This window comes from Ciceribacter sp. RN22, assembly GCF_024054295.1.
In the GTDB taxonomy this organism is placed as follows: Bacteria; Pseudomonadota; Alphaproteobacteria; order Rhizobiales; family Rhizobiaceae; genus Allorhizobium; species Allorhizobium lividum.
Map to the genome: position 1 here is coordinate 1,689,143 of NZ_JAMXLD010000001.1, position 17,461 is coordinate 1,706,603.

The 17,461-nt window shown below is 65.4% G+C and carries 19 protein-coding genes; all 19 read left to right on the plus strand.

The features are described 5' to 3' along the window. Positions 1-241 precede the first annotated feature (241 nt). The 19 genes from NHF53_RS08370 (at position 242) to hypE (ending at position 17,458) form a co-directional block, all read left to right on the plus strand. Positions 242-1,237 carry a HupU protein gene (locus NHF53_RS08370; protein WP_252833805.1) on the plus strand — a complete coding sequence of 332 codons (996 nt, stop codon included), beginning with the start codon at positions 242-244 and terminating at the stop codon, positions 1,235-1,237. Further along, complete coding sequence (locus NHF53_RS08375) at positions 1,234-2,676, plus strand: nickel-dependent hydrogenase large subunit (protein ID WP_252833806.1); 1,443 nt, start codon at positions 1,234-1,236, stop codon at positions 2,674-2,676. Before NHF53_RS08370 ends, NHF53_RS08375 begins: the two co-directional genes overlap by 4 nt. A gap of 331 nt (positions 2,677-3,007) precedes the next feature. Continuing rightward, positions 3,008-4,093: a hydrogenase small subunit gene (locus tag NHF53_RS08380; protein WP_114363096.1), complete on the plus strand. Its 1,086-nt coding sequence runs from the start codon at positions 3,008-3,010 to the stop codon at positions 4,091-4,093. 18 nt (positions 4,094-4,111) lie between these two features. Further along, on the plus strand, positions 4,112-5,902 hold the full coding sequence (locus NHF53_RS08385; protein WP_252833807.1) for a nickel-dependent hydrogenase large subunit: 1,791 nt from the start codon (positions 4,112-4,114) through the stop codon (positions 5,900-5,902). A 12-nt stretch (positions 5,903-5,914) separates the two neighbouring features. After that, positions 5,915-6,637 carry a Ni/Fe-hydrogenase, b-type cytochrome subunit gene (cybH, locus tag NHF53_RS08390; RefSeq protein ID WP_252833808.1) on the plus strand — a complete coding sequence of 241 codons (723 nt, stop codon included), beginning with the start codon at positions 5,915-5,917 and terminating at the stop codon, positions 6,635-6,637. Continuing rightward, positions 6,638-7,240 (plus strand): HyaD/HybD family hydrogenase maturation endopeptidase, encoded by a 603-nt coding sequence (locus NHF53_RS08395; RefSeq protein WP_252833809.1) that lies wholly within the window; start codon positions 6,638-6,640, stop codon positions 7,238-7,240. It begins immediately after the preceding gene. Between the two features lie 10 nt (positions 7,241-7,250). Further along, positions 7,251-7,832, plus strand: coding sequence for a HupE/UreJ family protein (locus NHF53_RS08400; protein WP_252833810.1), 582 nt, complete (start codon positions 7,251-7,253; stop codon positions 7,830-7,832). 71 nt (positions 7,833-7,903) lie between these two features. Beyond that, positions 7,904-8,194, plus strand: a complete 291-nt coding sequence (gene hypC, locus NHF53_RS08405; protein WP_252833811.1) for a HypC/HybG/HupF family hydrogenase formation chaperone — start codon at positions 7,904-7,906, stop codon at positions 8,192-8,194. A 189-nt stretch (positions 8,195-8,383) separates the two neighbouring features. Beyond that, complete coding sequence (locus tag NHF53_RS08410) at positions 8,384-8,833, plus strand: hydrogenase accessory protein (RefSeq protein ID WP_252833812.1); 450 nt, start codon at positions 8,384-8,386, stop codon at positions 8,831-8,833. After that, a complete protein-coding gene (locus NHF53_RS08415) occupies positions 8,830-9,678 on the plus strand; it encodes a hydrogenase expression/formation protein (protein ID WP_252833813.1) in 849 nt (282 codons plus the stop codon). The genes NHF53_RS08410 and NHF53_RS08415 overlap by 4 nt, the downstream gene beginning before the upstream one ends. Continuing rightward, positions 9,675-9,890 (plus strand): rubredoxin, encoded by a 216-nt coding sequence (locus NHF53_RS08420; protein WP_252833814.1) that lies wholly within the window; start codon positions 9,675-9,677, stop codon positions 9,888-9,890. The genes NHF53_RS08415 and NHF53_RS08420 overlap by 4 nt, the downstream gene beginning before the upstream one ends. Continuing rightward, on the plus strand, positions 9,880-10,401 hold the full coding sequence (hybE, locus tag NHF53_RS08425; protein ID WP_252833815.1) for a [NiFe]-hydrogenase assembly chaperone HybE: 522 nt from the start codon (positions 9,880-9,882) through the stop codon (positions 10,399-10,401). Before NHF53_RS08420 ends, hybE begins: the two co-directional genes overlap by 11 nt. After that, complete coding sequence (locus NHF53_RS08430) at positions 10,398-11,498, plus strand: nickel-dependent hydrogenase large subunit (protein WP_252833816.1); 1,101 nt, start codon at positions 10,398-10,400, stop codon at positions 11,496-11,498. The genes hybE and NHF53_RS08430 overlap by 4 nt, the downstream gene beginning before the upstream one ends. Then, positions 11,491-11,832, plus strand: a complete 342-nt coding sequence (gene hypA, locus NHF53_RS08435) for a hydrogenase maturation nickel metallochaperone HypA (RefSeq protein WP_252833817.1) — start codon at positions 11,491-11,493, stop codon at positions 11,830-11,832. Before NHF53_RS08430 ends, hypA begins: the two co-directional genes overlap by 8 nt. Next, the gene (gene hypB / locus NHF53_RS08440; RefSeq protein ID WP_252833818.1) at positions 11,832-12,758 is read left to right on the plus strand and encodes a hydrogenase nickel incorporation protein HypB; all 927 of its coding nucleotides are present in this window, start codon (positions 11,832-11,834) and stop codon (positions 12,756-12,758) included. The genes hypA and hypB overlap by 1 nt, the downstream gene beginning before the upstream one ends. A gap of 2 nt (positions 12,759-12,760) precedes the next feature. Beyond that, entirely contained in the window at positions 12,761-15,025 is a 2,265-nt protein-coding gene (gene hypF / locus NHF53_RS08445) for a carbamoyltransferase HypF (RefSeq protein WP_252833819.1), read from the plus strand. A gap of 2 nt (positions 15,026-15,027) precedes the next feature. Next, positions 15,028-15,255 (plus strand): HypC/HybG/HupF family hydrogenase formation chaperone, encoded by a 228-nt coding sequence (locus NHF53_RS08450; RefSeq protein WP_252833820.1) that lies wholly within the window; start codon positions 15,028-15,030, stop codon positions 15,253-15,255. Continuing rightward, positions 15,252-16,409 (plus strand): hydrogenase formation protein HypD, encoded by a 1,158-nt coding sequence (gene hypD, locus NHF53_RS08455; RefSeq protein WP_252833821.1) that lies wholly within the window; start codon positions 15,252-15,254, stop codon positions 16,407-16,409. The genes NHF53_RS08450 and hypD overlap by 4 nt, the downstream gene beginning before the upstream one ends. After that, entirely contained in the window at positions 16,406-17,458 is a 1,053-nt protein-coding gene (gene hypE, locus NHF53_RS08460) for a hydrogenase expression/formation protein HypE (protein ID WP_308218639.1), read from the plus strand. The genes hypD and hypE overlap by 4 nt, the downstream gene beginning before the upstream one ends. The last annotated feature ends 3 nt before the right edge of the window (positions 17,459-17,461 follow it).

Consider the following 17,461-nt stretch of genomic DNA (forward strand, 5'->3'; position numbering starts at 1 on the left):
ATCCTGTTTCAGGATTGGCAAGGGGCTGCCCGTCGGGCGGCCCCTTTTTGCATGGTGCGGTTCAGCGATTGCGCTCCTGCGCAGCCCGCAAGTGCCGGCCGTCGTCGCAGGCAAACGGCACCGAGCCAGCCGGCTTCTGAGGGTGATGTCGACCGAGACGAGAAGAGGCCGTCCCGTTGACCGGCCGCGGACGAGGTGTCAAACATGGCGGATCGCGAGAAGAGCAGGGCGGCGCATCCGAATGACCAATCTCCTGTGGCTGCAGGCCGGAAGCTGCGGTGGCTGCACCATGTCGGTTCTCGACCATGGCGCGCGCGGCTGGGTGCGCGAGCTGCAGAATTTCGGCATCGACCTCCTCTGGCATCCCTCCCTCAGCGAGGAGAGCGGCGAGGAGGCGATCGCGATCCTCGGTGACGTTGCGGCGGGACGCATGCCGCTCGACTTTCTCTGTATCGAGGGTTCGATCCTGCGCGGCCCGAACGGCAGCGGGCTTTACAACCGGTTCGCCGGCACCGGCCGCACCATGCTCTCCTGGGTCCGGGAACTGGCGCCGCTTGCCGACTACTGCATCGCCGTCGGTACCTGCGCCTCCTATGGCGGCGTCCATGCCGCGCAACCGGATCCCGCGGAAGCATCCGGCCTGCAATACGAAGGTTCGATTTCGGGCGGTGTGCTGGGGCCCGATTTCCGTGCACGCTCGGGCCTGCCGGTGATCAATGTCGCCGGCTGTGCGCCGCATCCGGGCTGGATCATGGAGACGCTGGCGGCGCTTCAGATGGGCGATTTCGACGAAAGCGATCTCGACCGCCTCGGCCGGCCGAAGTTCTTTGCGAAGACGCTTGCCCATCACGGCTGCGAGCGCAACGAATACTACGAGTTCAAGGCAAGCGCCGAAAAGCTCTCCGATCTCGGCTGCCTGATGGAACATCTCGGCTGCAAGGCGACACAGGCCGTCGGCGACTGCAACCAACGCGCATGGAACGGTGGCGGTTCCTGTACGCATGGCGGCTTCTCGTGTGTGGCCTGTACGTCGCCGGCTTTCGAGCAGACGGAGGATTTCCTGAGAACGCCGAAGGTGGGCGGCATTCCCGTCGGCCTGCCGCTCGATATGCCGAAGGCGTGGTTCGTGGCGCTCGCCGCGCTCTCGAAGTCGGCAACACCGGACCGTGTCCGGCAGAATGCGACCTCGGACCGGGTGGTCCGCGATCCGCGACGGGCGGGTGGGCACGACGAATGACGCGTGTGATCGCCGGCCCCTTCAACCGTGTCGAGGGTGACCTCGAAGTCGCGCTCGACATCCAGGACGGCGTCATCGCCCGGGCCGAGGTGACGACGACGCTCTATCGCGGCTTCGAGCAACTACTTTCCGGGTGCCCGGGCCTCGACGCGCTGGTGATCGCGCCGCGTATCTGCGGCATCTGTTCGGTGTCGCAGTCGATTGCCGCGGCGACCGCGCTGCGCAATCTTGCCGGCGGCCTTGCCGCGCCGAATGGCTATATTGCCGCCAATATCGCCCATGCGGCGGAAAACATCGCCGATCATCTGACTCATTTCTATCTCTTCTTCATGCCGGATTTCGCTCGCGCCGAATATGCCGGACGGCCGTGGTTCGAGAACGCTGCCGGTCGCTTCAAGGCAGCGAGCGGCAGCGGCTCCGCTGCCTTCCTGCCGCGCCGCCGGCGCCTTCTCGAGGTGATGGGGATCATCGCCGGCAAGTGGCCGCATTCGCTCGCTTTCCAGCCGGGTGGCACGACGCGGGCGATCGACGTCGGCGAAAGGGTACAGCTTGCCGCCATTCTCGGCGAACTCCAGGTCTTCCTGGAGGAGACCGTGTTCGGCGACCCGCTCGACGAAATACTTGCGATGGAGACTCCGGAGGAGCTTTCGAACTATGCCGAGCGGGCGCGGGGCGATTTCCCGTTCTTCCTGACGATTGCCGCCGATCTCGGCCTCGGGAGCATGGGAAGGGGGGCGAGCCCGCTGTTGTCCTTCGGAGCTTATCACGAGGCGAACGACTCCTATTTCAAACGCGGCGTCGCATCGGCGGACGGCACGGTCGCTCAGCTGGATGTCGCGGCGATTTCCGAGGACGCGACCTGCGCATGGTTTGCGCCGACCAGTACCGATCCTGCGCTCGCTGAGACGCTGCCGTCGGCTGAAAAGGCGAATGCCTACTCCTGGGCCAAGGCGCCGCGGCTTTCCGGCAGGCCGGCCGAGGTCGGCGCAGCAGCCCGTCTTGCCGTCTCCGGCCATCCGTTGATCACCGCGCTGATTGCCGAGGGCGGCGCAACCTCTGTGCGGACGCGGATTGTCGCGCGGCTCCTCGAGGCGGCGATCCTCGTGCACGCGAGCCAGGGCTGGTGCCGGCAATTGCGGCTGAAGGAAGAGTTCTGCGCCCATTTTGCGCTGCCGGACGATGCGGCGGCGGCCGGGTTGGTCGAGGCGGCCCGCGGTGCGCTCGGCCACTGGGTCGGCCTCAGCGAAGGCCGCATCAGCCATTACCAGATCATCGCACCCACCACCTGGAACTTCTCTCCGCGCGATGCCGCCGGCGTGCCGGGACCGCTCGAAAGCGCGCTCGCCGGGCTCGACACTGGTGGGCTCGGCGCGAAGTCGGCTGCCCTCCAGCATGTCATCCGCTCCTTCGACCCCTGCATGGTCTGCACCGCCCATTGATATTCGTCAGGGCCGGTCAGTGGCTTTCCACTGTTGACAAGCCAGTGAGCACCTGTCGACGAGGGTGGACGCAAGGAGCATGTTGCTCGCGTCGGGAAAAGTAAAGAATCTCCAATGATTTCAGTTCGATGGATCAAGCTCTCTCGAAGAGCGCCGATCTGGTCTGCTTCTTGCTGCCCTCAGAGTCCGTAGCCCGCCCTTGTTCTGCAGCGGGTATGTGCTGGCAAGTGGGCTCCCAAGGCTCCAAGCCCGGCGCAGCTTCACGAAAAGGATGCGGTGCGGGTCGCAGTTCCGCGACGGGCCGCTCGGGTAGGAAGGCTGGAGGAGATCAATGGCCGCAACGGAAACCTTCTATGATGTCATACGCCGCCAGGGCATCACGCGCAGGAGCTTCACGAAGTTCTGCTCGCTGACCGCGGCAAGCCTCGGATTCGGTCCGTCGGGCGCCAGGGCGATGGAGGAGGCGCTGGAGACCAAGGAGCGTGTGCCGGTGATCTGGATGCACGGTCTGGAATGCACCTGCTGTTCGGAGAGTTTCATCCGCTCGGCCCATCCGCTCGTTAAGGACGTCGTGCTGTCGATGATCTCGCTCGACTACGACGACACGATCATGGCGGCCGCCGGCCACCAGGCCGAGGCGATCCTCGAAGAGACCAAGGAGAAGTACAAGGGCAAGTATATCCTCGCCGTCGAGGGCAATCCTCCGCTCAACGAGGACGGAATGTTCTGCATCGACGGCGGCAAGCCCTTCGTCGAGAAACTGAAGTGGATGGCCGAGGATGCGATGGCGATCATCGCCTGGGGCGCCTGCGCCTCGTGGGGATGCGTGCAGGCGGCCAAGCCCAACCCGACGCAGGCGACCCCGATCGACAAGGTCATCCGTGACAAGCCGATTATCAAGGTGCCGGGCTGTCCTCCCATCGCCGAGGTGATGACCGGCGTCGTCACCTTCATCACCACCTTCGGCAAGCTTCCGGAACTCGACCGGCAGGGCCGTCCGAAGATGTTCTACTCGCAGCGCATCCACGACAAGTGCTACCGCCGTCCGCATTTCGACGCCGGCCAGTTCGTCGAGGAGTGGGACGATGAGGGCGCGCGCAAGGGCTACTGTCTCTACAAGATGGGTTGCAAGGGCCCGACGACCTACAACGCCTGCTCGACGGTGCGCTGGAACAACGGTGTCTCCTTCCCGATCCAGTCCGGCCACGGCTGCATCGGCTGCTCGGAAGAGGGCTTCTGGGACAAGGGCAGCTTCTACGACCGCCTGACCACGATCAACCAGTTCGGCGTCGAAGCCAATGCCGACCAGATCGGCAAGACGGCGGCCGGCGTCGTCGGTGTGGCGATCGCCGCCCATGCCGGCATCACCGCGGTCAAGCGGGTCACCGCCAAGAACCGCGAAAAGACCGACGCATAACGGGGAGGGGTATCATCCATGACAATCCAGACGCCAAACGGTTTCACGCTCGACAATTCCGGAAAGCGCATCGTCGTCGACCCGGTCACCCGCATCGAAGGTCACATGCGTGTGGAGGTGAACGTCGACGAAAACAACGTCATCCGCAACGCCGTCTCGACCGGGACGATGTGGCGCGGCATCGAGGTGATCCTCAGGAATCGCGATCCGCGCGACGCCTGGGCCTTCACCGAACGGATCTGCGGCGTGTGCACCGGCACCCATGCGCTCACCTCGGTGCGCGCGGTGGAGAACGCGCTCGGCATCAGCATTCCGGAGAATGCCAACTCGATCCGCAATCTCATGCAGCTGGCGCTGCAGGTGCATGACCACATCGTGCACTTCTACCACCTGCATGCACTCGACTGGGTCGACGTCGTCTCGGCGCTCTCTGCCGACCCGAAGGCGACATCGGCGCTTGCGCAGTCCGTCTCCGACTGGCCGCTTTCTTCGCCCGGCTACTTCAAGGATATTCAGGGGCGGCTCAAGAAGTTCGTCGAATCCGGTCAGCTCGGCCCGTTCAAGAACGGCTATTGGGGCAATGCCTCCTACAAGCTGCCGCCGGAAGCGAACCTGATGGCGGTCGCCCACTATCTGGAGGCGCTCGACTTCCAGAAGGAGATCGTCAAGATCCATACGATCTTCGGCGGCAAGAACCCGCATCCGAACTGGCTGGTGGGCGGCGTGCCGTGCCCGATCAACGTCGACGGCACCGGTGCCGTGGGCGCGATCAACATGGAGCGGCTGAACTACGTCACCTCGATCATCGACCAGCTCATCGAGTTCAACGACAAGGTCTATATCCCCGACATCATGGCGATCGGCTCCTTCTACAAGGACTGGCTCTATGGCGGCGGGCTTTCGGGCAAGAACGTGCTCGCCTATGGCGACGTGCCGGAACATGCCAACGATTACAGCGAGGCGAGCCTGAAACTGCCGCGTGGCGCGATCATCAACGGCAATCTTGCGGAAGTTTTCCCGGTCGATCACGCCGATCCGGAGCAGATCCAGGAATATGTCACGCACTCCTGGTACAAGTATCCGGACGAAAGCAAGGGGCTTCACCCCTGGGATGGGGTTACCGAGCCGCATTACGAGCTCGGCCCGAATGCCAAGGGCACCAAGACCAACATTGAGGAGCTCGACGAGGCCGGCAAATACTCCTGGATCAAGGCCCCGCGCTGGCGCGGCAATGCCATGGAAGTCGGCCCGCTCGCGCGCTGGATCGTCGGCTACGCCCAGAACAAGGCGGAGTTCAAGGATCCCGTCGACAAGGTGCTGACGGATCTGGGCCTGCCGACCTCGGCGCTCTTCTCGACGCTCGGCCGGACAGCGGCGCGCGCGCTCGAATCGCAATGGGCGGGATACCAGATGCGCCACTTCCACAACAAGCTGATCGCCAATATCAAGAACGGCGACAGCGCCACCGCCTTCGTCGACAAGTGGAAGCCGGAAACCTGGCCTTCGGAAGTGAAGGGCGTCGGTTTCACCGAGGCTCCGCGCGGCGCACTCGCGCACTGGATCAAGATCAAGGACGGCAAGATCGAGAACTACCAGTGCGTCGTGCCGACCACCTGGAACGGCAGTCCGCGCGACCCGCAGGGCAATATCGGTGCGTTCGAAGCCTCGCTGATGGATACGCCGATGTCCGATCCCGCCCAGCCGCTGGAAATCCTGAGGACCATCCATTCCTTCGATCCGTGCCTTGCATGCTCCACGCATGTGATGAGCCCGGACGGTCAGGAAATGGCGAAGGTCCAGGTGCGTTGAGGGGGATCGGCAATGACCATGCAAGAATCCCTCACCGCCTCGGACTCCCACGGCGAGACCGCCGTGGAGCGCCAGAGCGTCTATGTCTATGAAGCGCCGGTGCGCATCTGGCACTGGGTCAACGCCTTCGCGATCTTCACGCTGGCGCTGACGGGCTATTTCATCGGTTCACCTCTCCCGGCGGTGCCGGGGGAGGCGAGTGCGAACTTCCTGATGGGCTATATCCGCTTTACCCATTTCGCTGCCGGACAGGTGCTCGCCGTGTTCCTGCTCCTCAGGATCTATTGGGCCTTCGTCGGCAACGTGCATGCCCGCCAGATCTTCTACGTGCCCTTCTGGAAGGGGCAGTACTGGAAGGAATGGTGGCACGAGGTGAAGTGGTACACGTTCCTCACCTCCAAACCGAAGAAGTATGTCGGCCATAATCCGCTGGCGCAGTTCACGATGTTTCTCGTCTTCACCCTGCCGCTCGTCTTCATGGTGGTGACCGGGTTCGCCCTCTACAGCGAAGGCGCCGGGCGTGACAGCTGGGAATATGCGCTCTTCGGCTGGGTATTCTCGATCTTCCCGAACAGCCAGGATCTGCACACCTGGCACCACCTCGGCATGTGGGTGATCCTGCTCTTCGTGATGGTCCATATCTACGTGGCCGTCCGCGAGGACATCATGAGCCGCCAGAGCATCATCTCCTCGATGATTTCCGGCGAGCGGATGTTCAAGGACAGGGAGGACTGAATGGCGGAGGCGGTCGCGACAGCCGCGCCGAGGGTCCTCGTCCTCGGGATCGGCAACATCCTGTGGGCCGACGAGGGCTTCGGCGTCCGGGCGGTGGAGGCCTTTCACAGGGCCTTCGAGGTGCCGGAGAACGTCACCGTGCTCGATGGTGGCACGCAGGGACTCTATCTCGTCCAGTTCGTCAACGAGCACGACAGGCTGATCGTCTTCGACGCGATCGATTACGGGCTGGAACCGTCGACGCTGAAGCTGGTGGAGGATGACGAGGTGCCGAAATTCACCGGCGCAAAGAAGATGAGCCTGCACCAGACCGGCTTTCAGGAGGTCCTGAGCGCCGCCGATCTGATGGGGCGGTATCCCGAACGGCTCGCCCTGATCGGCTGCCAGCCCGTCGATCTCGAAGACTGGGGCGGTCCACTGACCGCACCTGTCGCGGCGGTGATACCCGCGGCCGTCGAACTGGCGGTCGACATTCTCGGACGCTGGGGGGTCGCGGTCACGCGGCGTCCCGAGGGAGCGACGGTGCCGCCGCTCCTGGAAAACGACATCGATTTCGAAAGCTACGAGCGGCGCACCGCGCGCGTCGCCGGCGCCAACCTCTAGGGGAACGACAATGAAGAGACTTCGTACACTCGCTCTGTTCGTGCTGGCGGCGCTTCCTGCGACCGCCGAGGCGCATACCGGCGTCGGCCTCCACAGCCACGGCTTCGAAGCCGGCTTCTCTCATCCCTTCACCGGGCTCGACCACATGCTTGCGATGGTCGGCGTCGGCCTCTGGGCCGCGAGTCTGGGCGGGCGGGCGCGATACCTCGTTCCGCTCTCCTTCATGGGTGTGATGGTCGCTGGCGGGCTCCTCGGCATCGCCGGCATTGCCTTGCCGATGGTGGAAACGCTGATTGCTGCATCGGTGGCGGCGATCGGTCTTGTCGTCCTCCTGAATGTCCGGGTGCCGACGCCGCTCGCCTCGGCCTTCGTCGGCGCCTGTGCGCTGTTCCACGGCCACGCCCACGGGGCGGAACTGCCTGCCATGGCAAACCAGTGGGGCTATGTCGCGGGATTCGTGCTCGCGACCGGTCTTCTCCATGCCGCGGGCCTCGGCCTCGGCATGGCGCGCTTCGGTAACGCCGAGGGACTTTTGCGCCGGGCGGCCGGCGGCCTCGTCGCCGTCGCGGGGCTTGCGTTGTTCGCCGGCTGATCGGTCCGCCATAAAGTCGATCCGGGGGCTGGGGGTTTCCGGGTCGAGAAAAAGGAAGCAGGAGAAGGCAGATGTGCATCGGAATACCCATGCGGGTCGTCGAGGCGGGCGAGTTCGAGGCGATCTGCGAACGCCACGGCGAACGGCATCGCGTCTCGCTGATGCTCGTCGGCGCCCAGGAGCCCGGCACCCATCTGCTGACCCATCTCGGTTCGGCAATCCGGGTGCTCGGAGCGGAGGAGGCGAGTGCGATCGACAACGCGCTCACCGGCCTCTCTGAAGCGGTCGACGGGCGTCCCTTCGAGGCGCTCTTCGAAGACCTGATTTCGCGCGAACCGGAACTGCCCGAACACCTGCGGTGACACTTCGTCGGGAAGTGGAAAGTAAAATGACAAGGGCGGAAGCATAGTTTCCGCCCTTGTTCGTTCCGGCGTATGCCAAAGTGGAAAAATCGCTTTCAATTCAATGGAAGGCGGCTTTTCGGTCAACTGGCACGTGCTTTGCTGAGTGTTATGGGAGACCTTCGGTCGCGCTGTTCATGGGAGGAGTGAATGCCGTCATTTCTGGTCCGCGCCTTGAGCGAGCGGATGAAATTGCCCGTCGTCGACGAGACGTCGATCGATGCCTTCCTTGCGCAGGAGGCGTCGGAGCCGGAGCATAGCCTGTTGTTTTTCACCGGCGATCCGGCACAGCGCAGCGAGAGCAACGATGTCGCGGTGGTCATGCCGGAGATCCTGCAGAGCTTCCAGGGCCGGCTCAAGGGCGCGGTGGTCGCCCGGGACGCCGAGGAGAAGCTGAAGGCGCGCTTCCACGTCGTAATGATGCCGAGCCTGGTGGTCACACGTCGTGACGAGGTGCTCGGCGTGTTGCCGCGTATCCGCGACTGGTCGGAATACATGGAGGAAATCGGCCGCTGGCTGCAGCCCGGCACGCCGGCCCTCCCGCCTTCCGCGGGGCCGAAGGTGGAAATCAACTATTCAGGCAAGGGAGCAAGCGCATGAAGGCCGGGTTTTGGGTCGCCCCCGAGGGCGAGGATGCGGCGATGACCGTCATGCCGATCGACGCGGAGCCGCCAACCGCCACCCGCAGGCTGAACTATCTCGCGACCGCGAGTGCGGAGGAGATGATCCGCCGTTGCCGCAGGACCGCGGAGCTGCTGCCGAAGATCGCCGATGCGCTGGCGGCGAAGAAGGCGGATGAGCCTGGAACGCTCTTCGACATCACCGATTTCCCGGAGGACGACCGCGAGCTCATCTCGCAGACGCTCGGCGAAGGTGAGGTCGCGGGCGTCGTCGCGCTGCAGAACGGCGTTCTCGCGCAGATCCAGGAAGCCGTGATGGCGGGCGTCTGGCGCATCCGTTTCACGAGCGCTGACGGAGTTCTGCTCGCCGACTACATCGAGGTCGCCGCGATTCCAGCGGCCGTCCGCGAGGCGACGTCCGCTCTGCCGGCGACCTTTGCCGTCGGCGAGCCGCCGGCCGGCGCCATGAACGTCATGCCGGTGCTGCACGAGATCGGCGAGCGCGTCGCGGGCCATCGCGAGGGCGACACCTCCCATACGATCACCTTCTCGCTGTTGCCGATGAGCCCGGACGACATGGGTTTCCTGCAGGAGACGCTCGGTCCCGGCCCGGTGCAACTGACTTCCCGCGGCTACGGCACCTGCCGCATCCTTGCGACCGGTGTCCGTCATGTGTGGTCGGTGCAGTTCTACAACGCCATGGACACGATCATCCTCGACACGCTGGAGATCGGCGGGACGCCGTCCGTCGCGATTGCGGCGGAGGAGGATTTTCGCGACTCGGAAAGCCGCCTGCGGGAGATCGAGGAGGCCTATTTCAAATGAGCGGCTTCGAGAATTTCGGCAAGCGCAAGACGGTGGACGCTGCCGACCGCATGGAATGCGGCATCTGCTGGCATGTCTACGATCCGGCCGAAGGCGATCCTGTCTGGCAGATCGATATCGGCACGGCCTTTGCCGACCTGCCGCCGGACTGGCGCTGCCCGAACTGCGATGCCCCGCAGGAGAAGTTCATGAGGCTCGGCGATGGAGGCTGAAGCGGACCGGCAGACGGCAGAGATGCAGGCGGCCGAGCTCGCGCGCCGGCTGGAGGCACGCTATCGCGTCATCGCCGACACGGCGATGGCCGACGTGCCGATCTGCAATGCCGCGCTCGAAGTCGCAAGCTGCGGTTTCCGCCCCTGGGGCGGCCGCGCCTTCGGTGTCGTCGTGACGCCCTGGTTCATGAACCTGCTCGCCGTCGATCTGCCCGGGGTGGAAAGCCCGCCGGCAGCAAACGGCACGACCGTGCGCGCCTTCCTTCCCGCGGGCGAGGTGGAACTGATCGCCGGCGAGCTGGAGGGTATCGGCCGGGTCGACGCCTGTTCGCTCTTCTCGCCGGTCCTCGAATTTTCCTCGATGGAAGTGGCAATCGAGACCGCCATCGAGGCCGCCAACGCTTTCTTCGATCCCGAGGCGCTGACCGAGCCGCCACCGCCCGCACCGGCCGTCAATCGGCGTGATCTTTTGCGGGGGCGCTTCGGTTCCCGGGAGGAGGCGCAGCCATGACGTTTGCGCTCGGTGCCGGTTCGATCAGGATCGACGTGACGGTATCGCGCGGGCAGGTCTGCGCGGTCGCGCTTTCCGCCGATCGTCCGCAGGGACTGGCGCAGATGTTCGTCGGCCGAAATCCGCAGGAAGCGCCGCAGCTCGCCGGCCGGCTCTTCTCACTCTGCGGCTTTGCCCAGTCAACGGCATCGACGCTCGCCGTCGCCGCGGCGAAAGGCGAGCCGGTGCCGGACGGTGGTAGGCGGCGGGATCTCGCCATGGGCGTGCTCGCCGAGCGGGTGTTCGAGACGCTGCGGGCCCTCGTCATGCAATGGCCGACGAATGCCGGCGCCCGTTTTGCCGCACAGGCAGCGCCCGCGCTGCGCAAGGCGCTTGCCGCGTCGCAGTCGATCATCGCCGGTGCGGCACGGGGCGCCGAGATGGCCGCATCCGTGACGACGCTCGAAGACGCCGCCGCCGCTCTGGGCGCGGCGAAGACGGAAACACCATCTGCCGACACCCTGTGTGGCGCGATCCTCGCCGAACTGCAGGGGGCCGATAGTTTCCCGCACCGGGCTCCGGACGGTCTCTCGCCGGACGAGGACCCCGCGGTCGTGGACTTGATGCGTCGGGAGGCCGGCTTCTGCACGCGGCCGCATCTCGCCGGACGGGTGGTCGAAACCGGCGCCTATGCGCGGCTCGGCGATGTCCTGCCCGCGCATGGTCCGTATCTTGCTGCCCGGTTCTCCGCTCGTCTTGAGGACGTCCGCGAGAGCCTCGACGCGTTGCGGGCGCTTGCGGAAGGAAAGACAGGGGATCTTGCGGGCTTGATGCGCTCGGGAGAATTGTCCAACAATGCCGGCTTCGGCGCCGTGGAGTGCGCGCGGGGGAGGCTTTATCACGAGGCGGAGATCGGCGCGGACGGCAGGCTTTCGGCTTATCGCATGCTCGCTCCGACGGAGTGGAATTTTCACCCCGCCGGGCCCTTCGTCGAGACGTTACTGTCGAGCCGTATCGGGGAGGGCGAGACAGCGCGCACGAGAGTGTCGCAGCTGGCGGCGCTCTTCGATCCGTGCGTGGCGTTCGAAATCAGGCTGAAGGACGCAGTGCATGCATGAGATGTCGCTGATGGAAAGCGTGGTGGAGATCGCCTGCGAAACGGCAGAAAAGGCCGGCGCCGTCGGGGTGAAAGTGATCCGCCTCGACGTCGGCGTGCTGAGCCACGTCGACCCCGACGCACTTCTCTTCTGCTACGAAGCGATCCGCCGAGGCAGCCTCGCCGAAGAGGCGGAGCTTCGCATCAACCGGGTGGCGGGCGAGGGTTGGTGCCTCGACTGCGGCAAGACGGTGCCTCTTGCGGAACGCTTCGGGGCCTGTCCGGAATGCGGGCAGTATCATGTGCAGATGACGGCTGGCGACGAATTGAAGATCAGGGATTTGGAGGTGATCTGATGTGCACGGTATGCGGTTGCGGGACGGAGCCCGTTGTCGAAAAAGGTCACGCCCATGCTCACGGGCACGGACACGGACATCATCACGACGATCATCATCATGACCATGATGACCATCACGCGCACGCGCATCCGCATGGCGATGGGCATTCCCACGACCATGAGCACCAGCATGAGCACGGCGACGAAGGTGTCATCCATTATGGCCAGGGTATTGCCGGCGTCCATGTCCCGGGCATGAGCCAGGAGCGGATCATCCAGGTCGAGCGAGACATCCTGTCGAAGAACGACGGCTTCGCCGCGGAAAACCGGGCCTATTTCGCTGCCAACGGCATCTTCGCCTTGAACTTCGTGTCGAGCCCCGGCTCCGGCAAGACGAGCCTTTTGGTGCGCACGATCAGCGACCTCAGGGAACGGTTGGCGATCGGTGTCGTCGAAGGCGACCAGCAGACCTCCAATGATGCCGCCCGCATCCGCGAGACTGGCGCGCCGGCGATCCAGGTCAATACCGGCAAGGGCTGTCACCTCGACGCGCACATGGTCGGCCATGCCGTCGAGGAACTCGCGCCGGCGAAGAACAGCGTGCTCTTCATCGAGAATGTCGGGAATCTCGTCTGTCCCGCCGCCTTCGATCTCGGCGAGGCGCACAAGGTGGTGCTGCTCTCGGTCACGGAAGGCGAGGATAAGCCGCTCAAATATCCCGACATGTTCGCTGCCGCCGACCTGATGATCCTGAACAAGGCCGACCTGCTGCCGCACGTCGATTTCGATGTCGGCGCCTGCATCGCGAATGCGCTCCGGGTCAATCCGAGGCTGCAGACGCTGGTTGTCTCGGCAAGGACCGGCGAGGGCATGCCGGCCTTCTATTCGTGGCTCGAGGCGAACGCCGCCATGGCCGTCACCCGGGCACTGGCGAAGGCAGGCTGAGCATGCTGCAGCGGAACCCGGCCCCCTCCCGCTCGATGCCGCCGCGCAGGCTCCGCCTGCGGGTGCGCGGCGTCGTGCAGGGCGTTGGCTTCCGCCCCTTCGCCTTCGGGCTCGCCCGTCGTTACGGGCTTTCGGGGTTCGTGCTGAACGACAGCGAAGGCGTCCTGATCGAGGTCGAGGGCGGGCCGGTCGAGGACTTTCGTGCGGCTCTGCGTGCGGAGGCACCGGCGCTCGCCCGCATCGATGCGGTGGAGGCCGAGGAGCGACCGCTCGGTCATGACGCGGACTTCGTGATCGCGGAAAGCCGAGGTGGCAAGGCAGCGACGCGGATCGGCGCCGATGCCGCAACCTGTCCGGAGTGCCTGCGGGAGCTGCGCGATCCGGAAAGCCGCTTTTTCGGCTACGCTTTCGTCAACTGCACCCATTGCGGCCCGCGCTACACCATCACCCGGGCGCTACCCTATGACCGGGCGCAGACATCGATGGCGGGCTTTTCCATGTGTCCGGCCTGCGCGTCGGATTACCGCGATCCGGAAAACCGGCGCTTTCATGCCGAGCCTGTCGCCTGTCCGGCCTGCGGGCCGCGCCTCAGCCACCGGATCGAAGACATCGCCGCAGCGCTCCTCGGCGGCAGGATCGTCGCGCTGAAGGGGATCGGCGGCTTCCACCTGATGTGCGACGCGCAAAACGCCGACGCGATCGCCGAACTGCGGCGACGAAAGGCGCGCGACGAAAAGCCCTTCGCGGTGATGGTCGGCGATATCGCGACGGCGCGCCACTTCGCCGATCCGAGCGCCGCGGAGGAGGGCCTGTTGTCGAGTGCTGCCCGCCCCGTGGTGCTCGTCGAGGGGCGGGGCAGGCTGCCGGCGGGGATTGCGCCCGGCCTTTCCCGTATCGGTGTCATGCTCGCCTATGCGCCGGTCCATCACCTGCTGTTTGATGAACTGGTGCGGCGATCACCGACAACCCAGGTCGCACTGGTCGCGACCAGCGCCAATCCGGGTGGCGAGCCGCTTGCGGCCACCAACGAGGACGCGGAGCGCCGGCTCGCGACGATCGCCGACCTCATCGTCACCCATGACCGCGACATCCTCGTCAGGGCGGACGATTCGGTGATGCAGGTCGTTGCCGGTGTCCCGGCCTTCCTGCGGCGCGCCCGCGGCTTCGTGCCGGAACCGGTCAACCTCGGGTCCGACGGACCATCGGTGATCGCGCTCGGTGCGGACCTCAAGAACACCGTCTGCCTGACCCGCGGCCGCGAGGCCTTCGTCTCCCAGCATGTGGGAGGGCTCGACAATGCCGAGACGCTGCGTTTTCAGCGCGAGACGGTCGAACATCTCTGCCGCATTCTGGCGATCCGCCCGGACTATGCCGCCTGCGACCTGCATCCGGATTTCCGGTCGGTCCGGCTCGCCGAAGATATCGGCCTGCCGCTGGTGCGCGTGCAGCACCATGTCGCCCATGTCGCGGCGGTCGCCGCCGAACACAGGCTGGAGGGCGCATTGCTCGGGCTTGCCCTCGACGGTCACGGCTACGGCGCCGATGGCGGCATCTGGGGCGGCGAACTTTTGATGCTCGACGGCTGCCGCTGGCGGCGCCTCGGTCATCTGGCGACGCTGTCGCTTGCGGGCGGCGATCGGGCCGCGCGCGAACCCTGGCGGATGGGCGTCGGCGCGCTGGTCGCGGCCGGACGCGGCGATCTCGCCCGCGAAATCTTTGCCGGGGTTCCGGAGGCCGCGCGGCTCGTGGCCCTGCTGGAAGGTGGCATGCGGGTCGCCGAAACCTCAAGCCTCGGCCGGCTCTTCGATGCGGCGGCGGCGATCGCCGGGGCTCGCATGGTCCAGACCTTCGAAGGGCAGGCTGCGATGGAGTTCGAGGCTCTCGCCAACGAGGTGGAAGCGGATACCGAGGGCTACCGGATCGAGAACGGCGTCGTGGATTTTCGGCCGCTGCTGGTGCGGATGGCCGAGCAGGGGCTCAAGGGCGCGGCCGCTTCCAGCCTCTTCCATGCAACGCTCATCGCCGGCCTTGCCGAATGGACGCTCGCCACCGCAAGGACAGAGAGGCTCGACCGCGTCGTGCTCTCCGGCGGCTGCCTCGCCAACCGCAGGCTTGCAGAGGGCCTTCGCGCAAGGCTCTCGGCCGCCGGCATCGAAACCTGCCTGCCGCAGGCGGTGCCCGCCGGCGACGGCGGCCTGTCGCTCGGCCAGGCGGCCTTTGCGCGGCATGTCATCGCGAACGACAGAACACAAGTGGAGGAGCCGTAGGCATGTGTCTTGCTATACCCGTTCAGGTGAAGGAGGTGCTTCCCGGCGAGATGGCCAAGGTGACGTTGGACGGCGTCTCTAAGGTCATTTCGATCGCCCTCGTCGATGACGTGAAGCCCGGAGACTATCTCGTTTTGCATGTCGGCTACGCGCTCGCGAAGATCGAGCCGGAGGAGGCGGTACGGACGCTGGAACTGCTCCGGCAGGCGGCAGAGGGGGCGGCGGCATGAAATACATCGACGAATACCGTGACGGCAGATTGGCCAAGGACATTGCCCGGCAGATCGCCACGCGCGCTCGGCCGGATCGGACCTATCATTTCATGGAATTCTGCGGCGGTCACACCCATGCGATCTCGCGCTACGGCCTCGAGGACCTGCTGCCCGCAAATGTCCGGATGATCCACGGGCCCGGCTGTCCCGTCTGCGTTCTGCCGATCGGCCGCGTGGACGCGGCGATCGCGCTTGCCATGCGCCCCGAGATCACGCTCTGCACCTATGGCGACCTGATGCGGGTACCCGGCTCGAACGGGTCGAGCCTCCTGAAAGCCAAGGCAGCCGGCGCCGATATCCGAATGGTCTATTCGACGCTCGATGCGATACGGATCGCCGAGGAAGAGACCGACCGCGAGGTCGTGTTCTTCGCCATCGGCTTCGAAACCACGACGCCGCCGACCGCGCTCGCGCTGCGCTTCGCGATCGAAAAGAAGATTGAGAACTTTTCGATCTTCTGCAATCACGTGCTGACGCCTTCGGCGATCCAGAAAATCCTGGAGAGCCCGCAGGTCGGCCTCTCTGACGCAGTCAGGATCGAGGGTTTCATCGGCCCGGCCCACGTCTCGACCGTGATCGGTACCGAACCCTACCGCCGTTTCGCCGATGAGTTCGGCAAGCCGATCGTGGTGGCGGGCTTCGAGCCGCTTGATGTGATCCAGGCGATCCTGATGCTGGTCGACCAGGTGAATGACGGCCGCCACGAGGTGGAGAACCAGTATATCCGCGCCGTCACGACCGGCGGCAACGAGAAGGCGCAGGCCGAAGTGAGCAAGTATTTCGAACTGCGTGACAGCTTCGAATGGCGCGGGCTTGGTGAGTTGCCGCTGAGCGCGCTGGCGCTCCGGCCGCAATATGCGAAATATGACGCCGAAAAACGCTTCCAGATGGCCACGCCGGACGCGAAGGACAACCCGGCCTGCGAATGCGGCGCGATCCTGCGCGGCGTCAAGCGTCCCGCCGACTGCAAGCTCTTCGGCACCGTCTGCACGCCCGACACGCCGATGGGTTCCTGCATGGTCTCGTCTGAAGGCGCGTGCGCCGCTCACTGGACCTATGGTCGCTTTCGGGAAAAGGCGAAGGAAGCGAATGCGGGGAGGGCGGTCGCGTGAACATGGTGCTGAAAGCCTACAAGCGCAAACTCGACATTCGCAACGGCCTCGTCGATCTTTCCCACGGCGCCGGCGGCCGGGCGATGGGGCAGTTGATCGAGGGGATATTTCACAAGGCCTTCGACAATGACTGGCTGCGCGCCGGCAACGACCAGTCGGCTTTCGCGGTGCCCGGTGGGCGGATGGTGATGACCACGGACGGCTATGTCGTCTCGCCGCTCTTCTTCCCCGGAGGCAATATCGGCTCGCTGGCCGTCCATGGCACCATCAACGATGTCGCCATGGCCGGTGCTGTGCCACTCTATCTTTCGGCGAGCTTCATCATCGAGGAAGGCTTTCCGCTCGCCGACCTGGCGCGGATCGCAGAGACCATGGGAGAAGCCTCGCGCGAGGCCGGCGTGCCGATCATCACCGGTGACACCAAGGTCGTCGAGCGCGGCAAGGCGGACGGCGTCTTCATCTCGACCGGCGGTGTCGGTGTCGTACCGTCTGGACTCGACCTGCGGTCGGACGCGGCCCGGCCGGGGGATGCGGTGATCGTCTCGGGCTCGATCGGCGAACACGGCGTGGCAGTGATGTCGAAGCGCGAAAACCTCGAATTCGAGGTCGACATCATCTCCGATACGGCGGCGCTGCACGGGTTGACCGCCGCCATGGTCGGGGCCGGCGGGGCGCATCTCCGGTTGATGCGCGACCCGACCCGCGGAGGTCTGGCGGCGACGCTGAACGAGATCGCCAACCAGTCGAAGGTTGGTTTCCGGATTGATGAGGACGGCATTCCGATGCGGCCGGAGGTGGCCGCGGCCTGCGAATTCCTCGGGCTCGATCCGCTGAACGTCGCCAACGAGGGCAAGCTGGTGGCGGTCGTCGCACCCGAAGGAGCGGAGGCGATCCTCGCGGCGATGCGAAACCACCCGCTCGGCCGCGACGCGGCGATCATCGGCCACGCGGTTGCCGACGAGCACTGCTTCGTACAGATGGAGACCTCCTTCGGTGGCGGCCGGATCGTCGACTGGCTGTCCGGTGAGCAACTGCCGCGCATCTGCTGACCG